Raw genomic sequence first — 13,368 nt, forward strand, 5'->3', positions numbered from 1 at the left:
TAGCTCCTTCGACGATACCGGTAATGAGACTCAATGCGTGGTCGCCTGACTCTACGTCAAAAGCGTCACTGCCGCAGCAACCGTGCGGGCAGTTCCGGCGCCCAACCCGGCGTGGCTCGCCACGGGTTGATATCCAGCCCGCCGCGACGCACGTAGCGTGCCATCACCAGCAGCGCCTGCGGGCGGCAGCGCGCCATCAGGTCGACGAAGATATGCTCGACGCAGTGCTCGTGAAAGTCCTGATGCTGGCGGTAGGAAACGATGTATCGCAACAGGGCGGCGCGGTCGAGCCGCGGGCCACGGTAGGCGATCAGTACGCTTCCCCAGTCCGGCTGGCCGGTGACCGGACAGTTGGATTTGAGCAGGTGCGAATGCAGCGTCTCCTCGACGATATCGCTGTCATCACAGGCGAGCAGTTCCGGTGACGGCGTGTAGCGGTCGATATCGACCTCGATCTCGTCGATGCACTTCCCCGCCATCGGCCGGGGCGCCAGCGCGGCGTCATCGACACCAAACAGCTCCACGGTGACCGGCGCACCGGCTGCCGCGCTCAGGTCCCGCACCAGGAATTCGATCACTGCCTCGCGGCCGGCGAACGTCGTCTGGTTGAAGCTGTTGAGGTAGAGCTTCCATGACTTGGATTCGATCAGCCGGGGCGAGTCTGCCGGCAACCGGAAGCGTGCGACGGCCACGACCGGCTTGCCGCGCAGATCGAGCCAGGAGAGCTCGAACGCCCACCACTCGTCGCCGCCCACGAAAGGCAGCGACGATGCCTCGATGCCCAGCGGCGCACGGTTGGCCGCGCGCTCGATGGGAAACAGCAATGAAGCGTCGTAGCGCTCGGGATAGCTGGAGACCTCGCCGAGCGGCGCGTCGATCAGGGTCTGAGGGCGATCCTGATTCATGAGCGAATCCCCTTGCCGCGATTGAGCATCCACAACGCCAGGAACCAGAACGCGACGATGAAGACGGCGATGGCTATCAGCGCGCCGCCGACGGGAATGTCGGAGATGCCGAGAATGCCATAGCGGAAGGCGTTCACCATGTAGAGGATCGGGTTGATCATCGTCACGTTCTGCCAGAATTCCGGCAGCAGGTCGATCGAGTAGAACACGCCGCCCAGATAGGTCAGCGGTGTCAGCACGAAGATCGGAATGATCGAAATGTCGTCGAACTTCTTCGCCAGCAGGGCGTTGACGAAACCGCCGATCGAGAACAGCAAGGCGGTCATGATCACCACCATCAGGGTCAGCAGCGGATGGTGAAGGTCGAGATGGGTAAAGAACAGCGACACCACCGTCACGATCAGCCCCACGCCCAGCCCGCGCGCCGCTCCGCCAATGACGAACCCGGCAAGGATGACCCAGTTGGGCATCGGCGAGACCATCATCTCTTCCACGCTGCGCTGGAACTTGTTGGAGAAGAACGACGAGGCCACGTTGGAGTAGCTGTTGGTGATCACGGACATCATGATCAGTCCGGGCACGATGTAGGACATATACGAGATGCCGTGCATCTCGCCGACACGGGAGCCGATCAGGTTGCCGAAGATGATGAAGTACATCGTCATGGTGATGGAGGGCGGCACCAGCGTCTGCGGCCAGATCCGCAGGAAACGGCGTACTTCCTTGACCACCATGGTCCAGAGAGAAATCAGCAGCTGCCGGGTATTCAAGACGCCGTCTCCTTGGCCTGTGAGGATGTTTCGGATTGAGTGTCGATACCGGTCGCGGCCTCCGGTTGCGAGGTCATCGACACGAACAGTTCTTCCAGCCGATTGGCGCGGTTACGCATCGAGAGAACGCGTACGCCCTGCTCCGTCAGTTGCTGAAAGGCGTCGTTGAGATCGGTGCCCTTCCGTACCGATAGCGCCAGCTGGTGCGAGTCGACACGCTCGATCTCGAAGCCCTTGATCAGCGGCGTCGTTTCCAGCGGCTCGGCGAGATCCATCAGGAAGGTCTCGGTATCCAGCTCGGTCAGCAGTCCGCGCATCGAGGTGTTCTTGATGATCTCGCCGCGGTTGATGATCGCGATGTTGCGACACAGGCTCTCGGCTTCTTCGAGATAGTGCGTCGTCAGGATGATCGAGGTGCCCTCTTCCTCGTTGATCCGTCGCATGTACTCCCACATGCTGCGGCGCAGTTCGATATCCACGCCAGCGGTGGGCTCGTCGAGAATCAGCAGACGGGGGCGATGGATCAGGGCGCGGGCGATCATCAGCCGGCGCTTCATGCCGCCGGAGAGCATGCGGGCGGCGCCGTTGCGCTTGTCCCACAGGCCAAGATCCTTGAGCAGGCGTTCGCAACGCGGCTTGGCTTCCTTCATCGGCATGCCGTAGTAGCCGGCCTGGGTGAGGATGATGTCCCCGACCTTCTCGAACTGGCTGAAGTTGAACTCCTGCGGCACGACGCCGAGAGCATACTTGGCCTTGGCAAAGTCCTGGTCGATATCGATGCCGAGGATCTTCACCTGCCCCGCCGTTTTCTGAACGAGCGAGCAGACGATGCCGAGCGTGGTGGATTTGCCTGCCCCGTTGGGGCCAAGCAACGCAAAAAAATCGCCCTGAGCGACATCGAGATCGATGCCTTTCAGGGCCTCAAAACCATTACCGTAGACTTTGGTCAGCCCGCGGATGGACAGTGCCGGTTCTGCCATCAGGGTTTCCTGCCATGTTTATGAAATCAAGGTTTGCAAGATCAAGCGATACAAGGTGCCAGCCAATATGGGGGCAATCCCGCCGGGTTCAATCTTTAGCAGACGAATGGATGGCTCGTTATGACAGCGCCGGAAATACCGATTGCGCCCCACAGCCGCCAGCCTGATCCGAGAGAAACCGAAGAGAGTGGCGTCCCATAGGGGGTTCGAACCCCTGTTACCGCCGTGAAAGGGCGGTGTCCTGGACCACTAGACGAATGGGACGCAAAAGAAGAGATGCGATATGGAGCGGGAAAGGAGATTGATGGGGCGGCCCATCCGTCGGGCTGGCGTTCCAGCTCACGACCCTCGCCTACCGTTCCTACGCTTGCGATATGGAGCGGGAAAGGAGATCGATCGGACCGGCGTTCCGGCTCACGACCCTCGATCACGCTTCAGATATCACAGAAACTGGAGCGGGAAAGGAGATTCGAACTCCCGACCCTCGCCTTGGCAAGGCGATGCTCTACCACTGAGCTATTCCCGCTTATCGATGTCGACACCTTCGGCGGCGACGTCATGACCTGGCGATCATGAAGTGGCGTCCCATAGGGGGTTCGAACCCCTGTTACCGCCGTGAAAGGGCGGTGTCCTGGACCACTAGACGAATGGGACGCAAAAGAAGAGATGCGATATGGAGCGGGAAAGGAGATTCGAACTCCCGACCCTCGCCTTGGCAAGGCGATGCTCTACCACTGAGCTATTCCCGCTTATCGCTGCCGACACCTCCCGGTGACGACGCCATGATCTGACGATCATGAAGTGGCGTCCCATAGGGGGTTCGAACCCCTGTTACCGCCGTGAAAGGGCGGTGTCCTGGACCACTAGACGAATGGGACGCATATTGGAGCGGCCTAGACCGTTCCGGTACTTCAAATTTGGAGCGGAAAAGGAGATCGACCGGGCTGGCGTTCCAGCTCACGACCCAAACTGCCTATCTTGCGCTACCAAAAAATTGGAGCGGGAAAGGAGATTCGAACTCCCGACCCTCGCCTTGGCAAGGCGATGCTCTACCACTGAGCTATTCCCGCACCGTACTTCGCCTGAACCGAGTGGCGTCCCATAGGGGGTTCGAACCCCTGTTACCGCCGTGAAAGGGCGGTGTCCTGGACCACTAGACGAATGGGACGTAATGTCTCGGCTCCGTCGAAGTGGCGCGTATGTTACTGAGCCGGTTTTGAGGTGTCAAGCGATTGATTTCACCGATTTTCGCCACAACCCAATCAAGGCTGGTCAGCGGCCGACAAATGGCCTGTAATGCAGGACAAGCAGCCGAAGCGAATAGTGCCAAAGCGATGAGGAGAGCGAACATGAGCAAGGTACAGAAGACAGAAGCCGAGTGGCGCGAGCAGCTGACTCCCGAGCAGTACCACGTCACCCGCGAAAAAGGCACCGAGCGGCCTTTCACCGGCGACTATCAGGTCGAGCCGGTCCAGGGCATCTATCATTGCATCTGCTGCGGCGCCCCGCTGTTCGAGAACGAGCACAAGTTCGAAGCACACTGCGGTTGGCCGAGCTTCGACCGCCCCTTGGCAGCGGCAGCAGTCGAGGAGCATCAGGACGACAGCCATGGCATGCGCCGGATCGAGGTGACCTGCCGGCGCTGCGATGCGCATCTTGGCCACGTTTTCCCGGATGGCCCGGCGGAAACCACCGGCCAGCGGTACTGCATCAATTCCGTGGCGATCACGTTCCACGCCGGCGAATAATCCGCGCCGTCGGTCCACGCCGAGCGGGCAGCCATTCTGGTAGAATGGCTGCCCGCTTTTCGTTGGGCTCACCCGACAGGCACGACGCAGTCATTGCAGGCATTAAAGTAGGCAGGAGACAGGTATGCTCGGCTGGTATCCCGGACACATGAACAAGGCGCGGCGCCAGATCACCGAGGCGCTGCCGGAAATCGACGTGGTGATCGAAGTGCTCGACGCCCGCCTGCCCTACTCCAGCGGCAACCCGATGCTGGCCGAGCTCACCGAGCACAAGCCGGTCCTCAAGATTCTTTCCCGCGCCGATCTGGCAGATCCCGAAGCCACGAAACAATGGATCGCGTTCTTCGACGCGCAGCCGGACAGCCGCGCCATTGCCGTCACCACCACCCAGGCTCGCGAGCTCAAGCAGATCCCGGCGCTTTGCCATGAACTGGCAGGCCAGGTGCGCGCCGACCGCGATGTCCGCGTGATGGTGATGGGCATACCCAACGTCGGAAAATCGACCCTGATCAACGGGCTGGCCGGTCGCAAGATCGCCAAGACCGGCAACGAGCCGGCAGTCACCAAGCGCCAGCAGAAGATTCGAATCGACGGCCGCGTCTCGCTGATCGACACGCCAGGCGTGCTGTGGCCCAAGATCGAGAACCAGGCCAGCGCCTATCGACTCGCCGCCAGCGGCGCGATTCGAGACACCGCGATCGAGTACGTCGATGTCGCCATCGTCTGCGCCGCCGAGCTGGCCAAGCGCTATCCCGAAAGCCTGCGCGAACGCTACAAGCTCAGCGAACTTCCCATTTACGTACCACCAACCAACGCCGACGCCGTGGACGCCGACGGCCCCAGGCTGGTCGATCTTCAGGCCAGGGCCGGCTTCGACGGCCACGCGATCATGAACGAGATCGCCCGCAAGCGCGGCGGACTGAAGGCCGGCGGCGTGATCAACCTGCATCGCGGTGCGGAAGTGCTGCTGCACGAGCTGCGCGACGGAAAGCTGGGCAGGCTCACCCTGGAACTGCCCGAAGACATTCCCGAGCCCATCGAGGAAACTCTCGACGAGTCCGAAGGCTGATCCCCTGCAACGGGTGAAATCCTGCCGCTTCTGCCCCTTGCGCCGCGCCCGCGCGGCGTTATGCTGGAACATCGGCGACGCAGCCCGCCGAGAAGTACTGCCTGAATGCCCTCAAATCGGCCCATGAGGCTTCATCCAGTACTTCCCTGACCCCCTAACCTTATCCACCCGCCTGACTTTTTAGGCTGTGCAGCATACGGAAGCCCCATGAACAGCCCCATTCGGAAATCGCACAAGCTCGACAATGTCTGCTACGACATTCGCGGGCCCGTTCTCGATCATGCCAAACGGCTCGAGGACGAAGGTCATCGCATTCTCAAACTGAACATCGGCAACCCGGCGCCCTTCGGTTTCGAAGCGCCTGAAGAGATTCTTCAGGACGTGATGCGCAACCTGCCGACGGCACAGGGTTACTGCGACTCCAAGGGGCTTTACTCGGCGCGCAAGGCGATCATGCAGGAATGCCAGCGCAAGGGGATTGCCGGCGTCGGTGTCGAGGACGTGTTCATCGGCAACGGGGTTTCCGAGCTGATCGTGATGGCGATGCAGGCTCTGCTGAACGATGGCGACGAGGTGCTGATTCCCGCCCCCGACTATCCGCTGTGGACGGCTGCCGCCAATCTGTCCGGCGGTCACCCGGTTCACTACCTGTGCGACGAGGCTGCCGACTGGTCGCCGGATATCGCGGATATTCGCGACAAGATCACCGCGCGTACCCGTGCGATCGTGCTGATCAACCCCAACAACCCCACCGGCGCCGTCTATCCGCCGACCGTGGTCAAGGAGATCCTGACGATCGCCCGCCAGCATGGCCTGGTGGTGTTCTCCGACGAGATCTACGACAAGATCCTCTACGATGGCACCGAGCACGTTTCCACCGGCGCCCTGGCCGAAGACGATCAACTGGTCGTGACCATGAACGGCCTTTCCAAGAGCTACCGCTGTGCCGGTTTCCGCTCGGGCTGGATGATTCTGTCCGGCGGCCAGGGCAAGCAGAATGCCGAGGACTTCATTCAGGGGCTGAACATGCTGGCGTCGATGCGCCTGTGCGCGAATGTGCCGGCGCAGCACGCGATCCAGACCGGGCTTGGCGGCTATCAGTCGATCAACGACCTGATCCTGCCCGGCGGGCGCCTGCTGGCCCAGCGCGATGTCGTTTACGAGAAGCTCAATGCCATTCCCGGTGTCTCCTGCGTCAAGCCCAAGGGCGCGCTCTACGCCTTCCCGCGGCTCGACCCGGAGATCTACCCGATTCACGACGACGCCCAGATGGTGCTCGATCTGCTGTTGCAGGAGCGCATCCTGCTGGTGCAGGGTACGGCCTTCAACTGGCCGACGCCGGATCATGTCCGCATCGTGACCCTGCCGTGGGCAGATCAGTTGAGCGACGCCATCGACCGCTTCGCCCGCTTCCTGTCGCGCTACCGCCAATGATTCAGGGGCCGCGCATCGCTGCGCGGCCGCTCCCTCCCTCTTGAAACCTATTCGCGAAAATCGTATCTAACGGGTCATAACCGCCTGATTATCCGATGATAACGCATAACAGGCTAACTAAAGCCATCGCGCAAGGCGGTGGTAGCGCTTTTCCACGACTGAGGGTAAAGACCGATGATGCGAATCATCCTGTTTCTGGCAACCAACCTGGCGGTGGTGCTCGTCGCCAGCGTCACGTTGCGATTACTGGGCGTCGAGCCCTATCTCAATGCCAACGGGCTGAACATGAACAGCCTGCTGATCTTCTGTTTCGTGTTCGGCATGGCCGGCTCGCTGGTATCGCTGTTCATCTCCAAATGGATGGCGAAGATGAGCACCAGGGCCAGGGTGATCGAGCAGCCGAGCAACTCGACCGAGCAATGGTTGCTCGATACGGTTCGCGAACTGGCCCAGCAGGCCAATATTCAGATGCCGGAAGTCGCGATCTTTCCCGCTCAGCAATCCAATGCCTTCGCCACCGGCTGGAACAAGAACGATGCACTGGTGGCGGTATCCCAGGGCCTGCTGGAGCGTATGCGCCCCGAGGAAATTCGCGCCGTTCTGGCGCACGAGATCGGTCACGTCGCCAATGGCGACATGGTCACGCTGGCGCTGATCCAGGGCGTGCTGAACACCTTCGTGATGTTCTTCGCGCGCGTGGTTGCCCAGGTCGTCGACAGCTTCCTGCGTAGCCGTGACAACGAGGGCGGTCTGGGCTTCATGGGCTACTTCGTGGTGGTGATCGTCGCCGAGATCGTGTTCGGGCTGGTGGCGTCGATCATCGTCGCCTGGTTCTCGCGCTTCCGTGAATATCGTGCCGACGCCGCTGGCGCCAAATATGCCGGAAGCGGCGCCATGATCAACGCATTGGCCCGTCTGAAAGCCGAGACCAACCAGCCGGACCAGATGCCGGACTCGCTGACGGCATTCGCCATCACCACCGGGCAGACACGCAAGATCATGGAGAAGCTGTTCGCCAGCCACCCGCCGCTGGACGACCGTATCCGTGCGTTGAAGGAATCCGCCTACCGGGAGTGAGCCGTGATCGAAGCCGGTTCACTTACCGGCCGCCCCATTGGCTCACGCAACGCCCCGCTTCATGCGGGGCGTTGCGTTTCAGCCATCACGAACTCACTCGATCGTTTGACATCCGCGCCAATCGATAATGAGAATGGTTGACACTTGGCTTCGTCGAGCGCTTAATTGGTTGATATTATCAACCGACAAGGCGCGACATGTCCGATACGACAATGGGTGAATCCCTGCATCAGCTCATGCATGCCTACAAGCGAGCCTTGCGCCAGGCCTATGCCGAGGCCGAGCTGCCACTCACCGTATCCCACATTCGGACGCTCAAGGCCATTCGTCGCCAGGCACCCTGCACCGCCCAGCACATCGCGCATCACACCCAGCGCGACAAGGCCCAGATCACCCGGCTGCTTCGCGACCTGCTCGATGCCGACATCATTGTCAGGACGCCACATCCGGATGACCGGCGCAGCCAGATGCTGTCGCTGACCGCCCATGGCCAAGCCGTATTGGCACAAGTCGATACCTGCGAGCGCCAGGTGCATGCGCGGTTGTCGAGCGGGATGGCACCGGCCGATCTCGAGGCATTCCTGCGGCTGTCGCGGCTGATGATTTCCAACCTGAATTGACCGGAGTCCCGATGCCCAAACCCGCCCCCAGATCTTATACCGTGCTGAACCGCCAGCTGGTCACGCCCCACATGCTGCGCCTGACCTTCGGCGGTGAAGGCATGGCAGCCTTTCCTGCCGACCAGGAAAGCGCCTACATCAAGCTGGTCATCCCCACCGGCCATGAGTCGATACCGGAAACCCCATCAAGCGTGATGCGAACCTACACCGTGCGTCACCAGCGCGACAGCGAAATCGATGTGGATATCGTGCTGCATGAAGACGGCGGCCCTGCCGCGACCTGGGCGGCAGCGGCAACGCCTGGCGACACGATCCTGATCGGCGGCCCGGGACCGGTCAAACGCCTGCCGGAAAACGCCGACTGGTATCTACTGGTTGGCGACATGACGTCGCTGCCGGCGATCGGCGCCAATCTGGGAAGACTTCCGCCGAGCGCCCAAGGCCGTGCCATCATCGAAGTGACCAGCGAAGCGGATATCCAGGAACTGGACCTGCCCGACGGCGTGCAGATCGACTGGCTGATCAACCCACATCCCGGCAGTGACAGCGATCGCCTGGTCGACGCCCTGCGCGAATTCGACTGGCGCCCGGGCACCCCGGGGATCTGGGTTGCCTGCGAGTTTTCCGCCATGCGCAAGCTGCGCCGCCATCTGATCGATGAACGCGGCGTGGGCAAGCGGGAGATGTATATTTCGAGCTACTGGAAGCTGGGTTCCAGCGAAGACGGTCATCGCGTGGTCAAGCGCGAGGATGCCGACAGGGAAGAAGCCGAGAGCGCCTAGCCCGGCAAGACGCTGGCAAGAGCGGCGCTCTCGTTTCGGCTCGGCTATTTGCCGAGCTTGACGCTGAAGCCGAACCCTTCCAGAGCGTCACGAAGGCCGCCCTTGTTCTTCTTCAGCTCGACCCGCAGCGTCTGGAATTCACGCCGGGGCGGATATTCGCGGCGGTAGGCATCGAACCCTGCCGCCATGCCCAGGCGACGGCGATAGCGATCGAACGCCAGCATGTCCCGGCGCACGTCATAACAGGCCCGGGCACATAGCGACAGCGCCTCCAGCGGCGGTGTCCAGCTGTGCAGGACGATCTTGCGCAACCACGGGTCGGGCTTGAGCTGGCCGAGCTTCTTGCGCGCCGGCAAGCCGAAGTGCCGCATGGCCGCCTGATAGATCATTTCCGTGCCCAGCATCTTGCCGTCGACACTGTAGCCCGCGATGTGCGGCGTGCCGATGTCGACCAGCTCGAACAGCGCCTCGTCGATTCCCGGCTCGTGCTCCCAGACATCGAGCACCGTGCGCAGATCGGCCTGTCGCTCGAGCCGTTCACGCAGGGCGTTGCCATCGAGGCAGTCGCCGCGTCCGGCGTTGATCAGCACCGTGCCCGGCTTGAGGGCCTCGATGCGCTCGCGGTTCAGGAGATGGAGTGTGGCATGTTCGCCTTCGGCCACCAGCGGCGTGTGCAGACAGATGATGTCGGCCCGCTCGATCAGCGCATCCAGGTCAAGGAAATCGTCCCGATTCTCGGCCTCGGCGCGCGGCGGATCGCAGATCAGGCATTCGACGTCCAGGTTATCGAGCCGGGTCGCCAGCCGCCCGCCGACGTTGCCGGCACCGACGATACCCACCGTCTTGCCGGAGAGCGAAAAGCCCTCCTCCTCGGAGAGCAGTAGCAGGCTGGAAAGCACGTAGTCGACCACGGATTCGGCATTGCTGCCGGGAGCGCTGGCAAAGCCGATCCCGCGCTCGGTCAAAAGGTCCGTATCGATATGGTCGGTGCCGATGGTGCAGGTGCCGACGAATCTCAGCTTGTCGGCGCCTTCCAGCAGCGCCGCATTCACCTTGGTGATCGAGCGGACGACCAGAATGTCGTGGCCCCGCAGGCTGGCCGCCGTCATCTCGCGGCCGGGCTGGCGAGTGATTTCCCCCAGTTCACCAAAGAATTCTTCCGCCAGCGGAATGTTCTCATCCACCAGGATGCGCATGACTATCCTCTTGTCTCGTTCATCCCGGCGCCAGGCCGGGCCCGGCGATGCGTCGGCTTCGAGCGTGGCACGTCAAAACCGGCGTCGATTTCTGCGGGGCTTGCTTTACAATGGCGCCTGACGCCGGGTTTGCCGCGGAGTTGAAGAACCGCGATGCTCGGCGCAGCCATATTAGGCCGGCCATTCGCGATGAACAAGCGATGAGCACCAAGCAGCAGGAGTCCCCGTGATCGTCCGTTGGGAAAGTGAACATGACTATGTTCTGGTCCATCTGCACCAGGACATGTTTGGCGACTGGATCTACAGCCGTGCCTGGGGCCAGATCGGCACCCAGTACGGCGGCCTGAAACATGCCGTCGCCGACAGCTACGATCAGGCCATGATGTGGATCGATGACCTCTCCCACATCCAGACGGCCCGCGGCTACCGCAAGGTGCTCGAGGCCGACGACGACAGCCCCGAGGGGCGCCAGGCCGTAGCCCAGCTGTCGCTGCTGGACTAGGCCCTGTCCGAAGCTGCCCGCTCGCTGAGTCAGGTACGAGCCGGCCGTTCCCGAGCGGCTAGCTCGCGTGCCGGATGCGGAAACAGTGATGCAGGTTGGCGCGCCGGGTGAAGTCCGGATCGTAGGTCTGGGCGGTGATCTCCTCGACCTGGTAGGTGGACGCCACCACAGCGTCCAGGCTGAACCGCTGCTGGTTGTTCGAGAAGATCAACTCCCCCGCCGGCGCCAGACGTGCCATCGCCAGCTCGATCAGCCGCGCGTGGTCGCGCTGGATATCCAGCGTGCCCTCCATGCGCTTGGAATTCGAGAACGTCGGCGGATCCATGAAGATCAGATCGAACTCGCTGCCCGCGGTTTCCAGCCAGCGCAGGCAGTCGTCGCGCACGACCCGGTGCCGGCTCTGATCGAGCTTGTTGAGCGTGAAATTGTCTCGCGCCCACTCCAGATACGTATTCGACAGATCCACGCTGACGCTGTCGCTCGCCCCGCCCAGGGCGGCATGCACCGTGGCCGTAGCGGTATAGCAGAACAGGTTGAGAAAGCGTTTGCCGCCGGCGATTTCGCCCAGCAGCCGTCTTACCGGGCGATGATCCAGAAACAGCCCGGTATCGAGATAGTCCTTGAGATTGACCCACAGTTTAGTGCTCCCCTCTTCGACCACGAAACGGTCGCCGCTGTCGGCCTGCTTGTGGTACTGCGACTTGCCGCTCTGACGCTCGCGCTGCTTGTAGTGGATCTGCTCCGGCCGCACGTCCAGCGCGACGGGAATCGCGCTCAGCGCATCCATCAGCCGACGCTGCGCCTTGCCCGGGTCGACCGATTTCGGCGCCGCGTACTCCTGCACATGAACCTGATGGCCATAGACATCGATGGCCAGGGCGTACTCCGGCATGTCGGCATCGTATAGCCGGTAGCAGGATTCTCCGGATTTCTTGAGCCACTTGCCGAGACGCTTGCGATTTTTCTGCAGACGATTGGCAAACATCTGCGCGCCTTCGTTCAGCGTCGTCTCTTTCTGCGCCGATCGAGTTGGCTCGCTGTCACCTTCCGAGTCTGTCCGGCTGGCGATATCGATCAACAGCAGCTTGCAGTCGAGCGGGCCGTTCTTGAACGCATACTGCTTGTGCGCCCGCAGCCCGAGACGATGGCCCAGGTCCGGGTTGCCGGTGAATAGCGCCAGCTGCCAGCCCGGGAACTGCCGGCGCATGCGCTCGCCGAGATCGCTGTAGAGCGCGACCAGTTCCGGCAGTTCCCCCAGCCGCTCGCCATAAGGCGGATTGGTGATCACCATTCCGCTGCCTTCGGCACCGTGCTCGCGAAGCTCGGCCGGGCAGTCGAGCGCTTTCACCGAGCCGCCGGATAGCGTGATCAGCGCGGGGATGCCGGCACGCATGGCGTTGCTTCTTGCCGCCGAGATCGCCTGCGGGCTCTGGTCCAGACCGAACAAGCGCGACCTGGCCCGGCGTCGGCCGAGATCGGCTCGTGCCTGCGCCTCGCGACGCAACTCTCGCCAGGCCTCGGCATCGAAGTCGGCCAGCGCCTCGAAGGCAAAGTGCTCACGGGTCAACTGAGGCGCCACGTCCGCCGCCATCAGTGCGGCCTCGATCAACAACGTGCCGGCACCACACATCGGGTCGACCAGCGGTTCACCGCGCTTGGCCCGCGCCGGCCAGCCCGCACGCACCAACAGCGCCGCCGCCAGGTTCTCCTTGAGCGGCGCGTGGCCGGTATCGCGACGATAGCCGCGCTGGTGCAGACTCGCCCCCACCAGGTCGACCCCCACCAGCAGTTGCCCCTTGTGCAGGTGGGCATACAGCCGAACATCGGCCTCGCGCGGATCGATGCCTGGTCGTTCCCACCCGGCGTCGCGCAGCGCATCGACCACGCCATCCTTGACCACCTGAGCGCCGAATCGCGTATGTCGAATGGCTGCGGATTGGCCATGGAAGTCCACCGCCAGCGTCTGGCCGGGCTTCAGCACCTCCCCCCACGGCAGGGCCTTGACCGCGGCAACGATCGCAGTCGACTCCTCGCAGCCGGTTTCCCGGCCGAGGGTCAGGATTACCCGGTTGGCCAGGCGAGACCAGAGACAGATGCGGTAGGCCGTTTGACGGTCGGCGGACGCATGCAGGCCGGCGACCGTAGTTTTTTGTACCTTGCCCCCGAGATCGGCGATCTCCTCGGCCAGCAGGGACTCGATGCCCCACGGGCAAGTAACATAGAGGCTTAACAGTGAGTTATCGTCTTTCATGGCGGCATCATCCGACCGTTATGAAGCGGTCATA

12 protein-coding genes and 7 tRNA genes are annotated in these 13,368 nt (G+C 62.4%); 7 read left to right on the forward strand and 12 right to left on the reverse strand.

Translation table 11 applies throughout. The features are described from left to right. Positions 1 to 65 precede the first annotated feature (65 nt). The 10 genes from queF to R5R73_RS12840 all read right to left on the reverse strand — a co-directional run bounded on the left by queF (position 66) and on the right by R5R73_RS12840 (position 3,823). Positions 66 to 905, reverse strand: coding sequence for an NADPH-dependent 7-cyano-7-deazaguanine reductase QueF (gene queF, locus R5R73_RS12795; RefSeq protein WP_322527724.1), 840 nt, complete (start codon positions 903 to 905; stop codon positions 66 to 68). Then, positions 902 to 1,675: an ABC transporter permease gene (locus tag R5R73_RS12800; RefSeq protein WP_071231331.1), complete on the reverse strand. Its 774-nt coding sequence runs from the start codon at positions 1,673 to 1,675 to the stop codon at positions 902 to 904. Before R5R73_RS12800 ends, queF begins: the two co-directional genes overlap by 4 nt. After that, entirely contained in the window at positions 1,672 to 2,655 is a 984-nt protein-coding gene (locus tag R5R73_RS12805) for an ABC transporter ATP-binding protein (RefSeq protein WP_110634820.1), read from the reverse strand. The genes R5R73_RS12800 and R5R73_RS12805 overlap by 4 nt, the downstream gene beginning before the upstream one ends. Before the next feature lie 188 nt (positions 2,656 to 2,843). Next, a tRNA-Glu gene (locus R5R73_RS12810) sits at positions 2,844 to 2,919 on the reverse strand. 187 nt (positions 2,920 to 3,106) lie between these two features. Then, a tRNA-Gly gene (locus tag R5R73_RS12815) sits at positions 3,107 to 3,181 on the reverse strand. Between the two features lie 52 nt (positions 3,182 to 3,233). Then, positions 3,234 to 3,309 (reverse strand) — tRNA-Glu (locus tag R5R73_RS12820). Positions 3,310 to 3,329: 20 nt separating this feature from the next. Beyond that, positions 3,330 to 3,404 (reverse strand) — tRNA-Gly (locus R5R73_RS12825). 53 nt (positions 3,405 to 3,457) lie between these two features. Continuing rightward, positions 3,458 to 3,533, reverse strand: a tRNA-Glu gene (locus R5R73_RS12830). A gap of 117 nt (positions 3,534 to 3,650) precedes the next feature. Next, positions 3,651 to 3,725, reverse strand: a tRNA-Gly gene (locus tag R5R73_RS12835). A 22-nt stretch (positions 3,726 to 3,747) separates the two neighbouring features. Further along, positions 3,748 to 3,823, reverse strand: a tRNA-Glu gene (locus R5R73_RS12840). Positions 3,824 to 4,004: 181 nt separating this feature from the next. Between R5R73_RS12840 and msrB the strand changes: the two genes are divergently transcribed. The 6 genes from msrB (at position 4,005) to R5R73_RS12870 (ending at position 9,385) form a co-directional block, all read left to right on the forward strand. After that, positions 4,005 to 4,403: a peptide-methionine (R)-S-oxide reductase MsrB gene (gene msrB / locus R5R73_RS12845; RefSeq protein WP_087719581.1), complete on the forward strand. Its 399-nt coding sequence runs from the start codon at positions 4,005 to 4,007 to the stop codon at positions 4,401 to 4,403. Between the two features lie 124 nt (positions 4,404 to 4,527). Continuing rightward, positions 4,528 to 5,472 (forward strand): ribosome biogenesis GTPase YlqF, encoded by a 945-nt coding sequence (gene ylqF / locus R5R73_RS12850; RefSeq protein WP_276232841.1) that lies wholly within the window; start codon positions 4,528 to 4,530, stop codon positions 5,470 to 5,472. Positions 5,473 to 5,679: 207 nt separating this feature from the next. Beyond that, complete coding sequence (locus tag R5R73_RS12855; protein ID WP_071233170.1) at positions 5,680 to 6,906, forward strand: pyridoxal phosphate-dependent aminotransferase; 1,227 nt, start codon at positions 5,680 to 5,682, stop codon at positions 6,904 to 6,906. Between the two features lie 174 nt (positions 6,907 to 7,080). After that, positions 7,081 to 7,983 (forward strand): protease HtpX, encoded by a 903-nt coding sequence (htpX, locus tag R5R73_RS12860; RefSeq protein ID WP_071233171.1) that lies wholly within the window; start codon positions 7,081 to 7,083, stop codon positions 7,981 to 7,983. A gap of 197 nt (positions 7,984 to 8,180) precedes the next feature. Continuing rightward, complete coding sequence (locus R5R73_RS12865) at positions 8,181 to 8,603, forward strand: MarR family winged helix-turn-helix transcriptional regulator (protein ID WP_322527725.1); 423 nt, start codon at positions 8,181 to 8,183, stop codon at positions 8,601 to 8,603. An 11-nt stretch (positions 8,604 to 8,614) separates the two neighbouring features. Then, positions 8,615 to 9,385, forward strand: a complete 771-nt coding sequence (locus R5R73_RS12870) for a siderophore-interacting protein (protein WP_322527726.1) — start codon at positions 8,615 to 8,617, stop codon at positions 9,383 to 9,385. Positions 9,386 to 9,429: 44 nt separating this feature from the next. On the opposite strand, the gene pdxB is transcribed toward R5R73_RS12870, so the two are convergent. Further along, the gene (pdxB, locus tag R5R73_RS12875) at positions 9,430 to 10,581 is read right to left on the reverse strand and encodes a 4-phosphoerythronate dehydrogenase PdxB (RefSeq protein ID WP_322527727.1); all 1,152 of its coding nucleotides are present in this window, start codon (positions 10,579 to 10,581) and stop codon (positions 9,430 to 9,432) included. Positions 10,582 to 10,807: 226 nt separating this feature from the next. Here pdxB and R5R73_RS12880 point away from each other — a divergent pair, with 226 nt between their 5' ends. Continuing rightward, positions 10,808 to 11,083 carry a WGR domain-containing protein gene (locus R5R73_RS12880; protein WP_071233175.1) on the forward strand — a complete coding sequence of 92 codons (276 nt, stop codon included), beginning with the start codon at positions 10,808 to 10,810 and terminating at the stop codon, positions 11,081 to 11,083. A 58-nt stretch (positions 11,084 to 11,141) separates the two neighbouring features. On the opposite strand, the gene rlmKL is transcribed toward R5R73_RS12880, so the two are convergent. Then, positions 11,142 to 13,334 carry a bifunctional 23S rRNA (guanine(2069)-N(7))-methyltransferase RlmK/23S rRNA (guanine(2445)-N(2))-methyltransferase RlmL gene (gene rlmKL / locus R5R73_RS12885; protein WP_322527728.1) on the reverse strand — a complete coding sequence of 731 codons (2,193 nt, stop codon included), beginning with the start codon at positions 13,332 to 13,334 and terminating at the stop codon, positions 11,142 to 11,144. Positions 13,335 to 13,368 lie beyond the last annotated feature (34 nt).

The sequence above is a fragment of the Salinicola sp. LHM genome (assembly GCF_034479735.1).
GTDB classification, from domain to species: Bacteria; Pseudomonadota; Gammaproteobacteria; order Pseudomonadales; family Halomonadaceae; genus Salinicola; species Salinicola salarius.

Excerpts from the sequence above, each read along its gene's own strand:
- R5R73_RS12805 (WP_110634820.1), bottom strand. The coding sequence starts at position 2,655 with ATGGCAGAACCGGCACTGTCCATCCGCGGGCTGACCAAAGTCTACGGT.
- queF (WP_322527724.1), bottom strand. The coding sequence starts at position 905 with ATGAATCAGGATCGCCCTCAGACCCTGATCGACGCGCCGCTCGGCGAG.
- htpX (WP_071233171.1), top strand. The coding sequence starts at position 7,081 with ATGATGCGAATCATCCTGTTTCTGGCAACCAACCTGGCGGTGGTGCTC.
- R5R73_RS12855 (WP_071233170.1), top strand. The coding sequence starts at position 5,680 with ATGAACAGCCCCATTCGGAAATCGCACAAGCTCGACAATGTCTGCTAC.
- pdxB (WP_322527727.1), bottom strand. The coding sequence starts at position 10,581 with ATGCGCATCCTGGTGGATGAGAACATTCCGCTGGCGGAAGAATTCTTT.
- R5R73_RS12870 (WP_322527726.1), top strand. The coding sequence starts at position 8,615 with ATGCCCAAACCCGCCCCCAGATCTTATACCGTGCTGAACCGCCAGCTG.
- msrB (WP_087719581.1), top strand. The coding sequence starts at position 4,005 with ATGAGCAAGGTACAGAAGACAGAAGCCGAGTGGCGCGAGCAGCTGACT.
- rlmKL (WP_322527728.1), bottom strand. The coding sequence starts at position 13,334 with ATGAAAGACGATAACTCACTGTTAAGCCTCTATGTTACTTGCCCGTGG.
- ylqF (WP_276232841.1), top strand. The coding sequence starts at position 4,528 with ATGCTCGGCTGGTATCCCGGACACATGAACAAGGCGCGGCGCCAGATC.
- R5R73_RS12865 (WP_322527725.1), top strand. The coding sequence starts at position 8,181 with ATGTCCGATACGACAATGGGTGAATCCCTGCATCAGCTCATGCATGCC.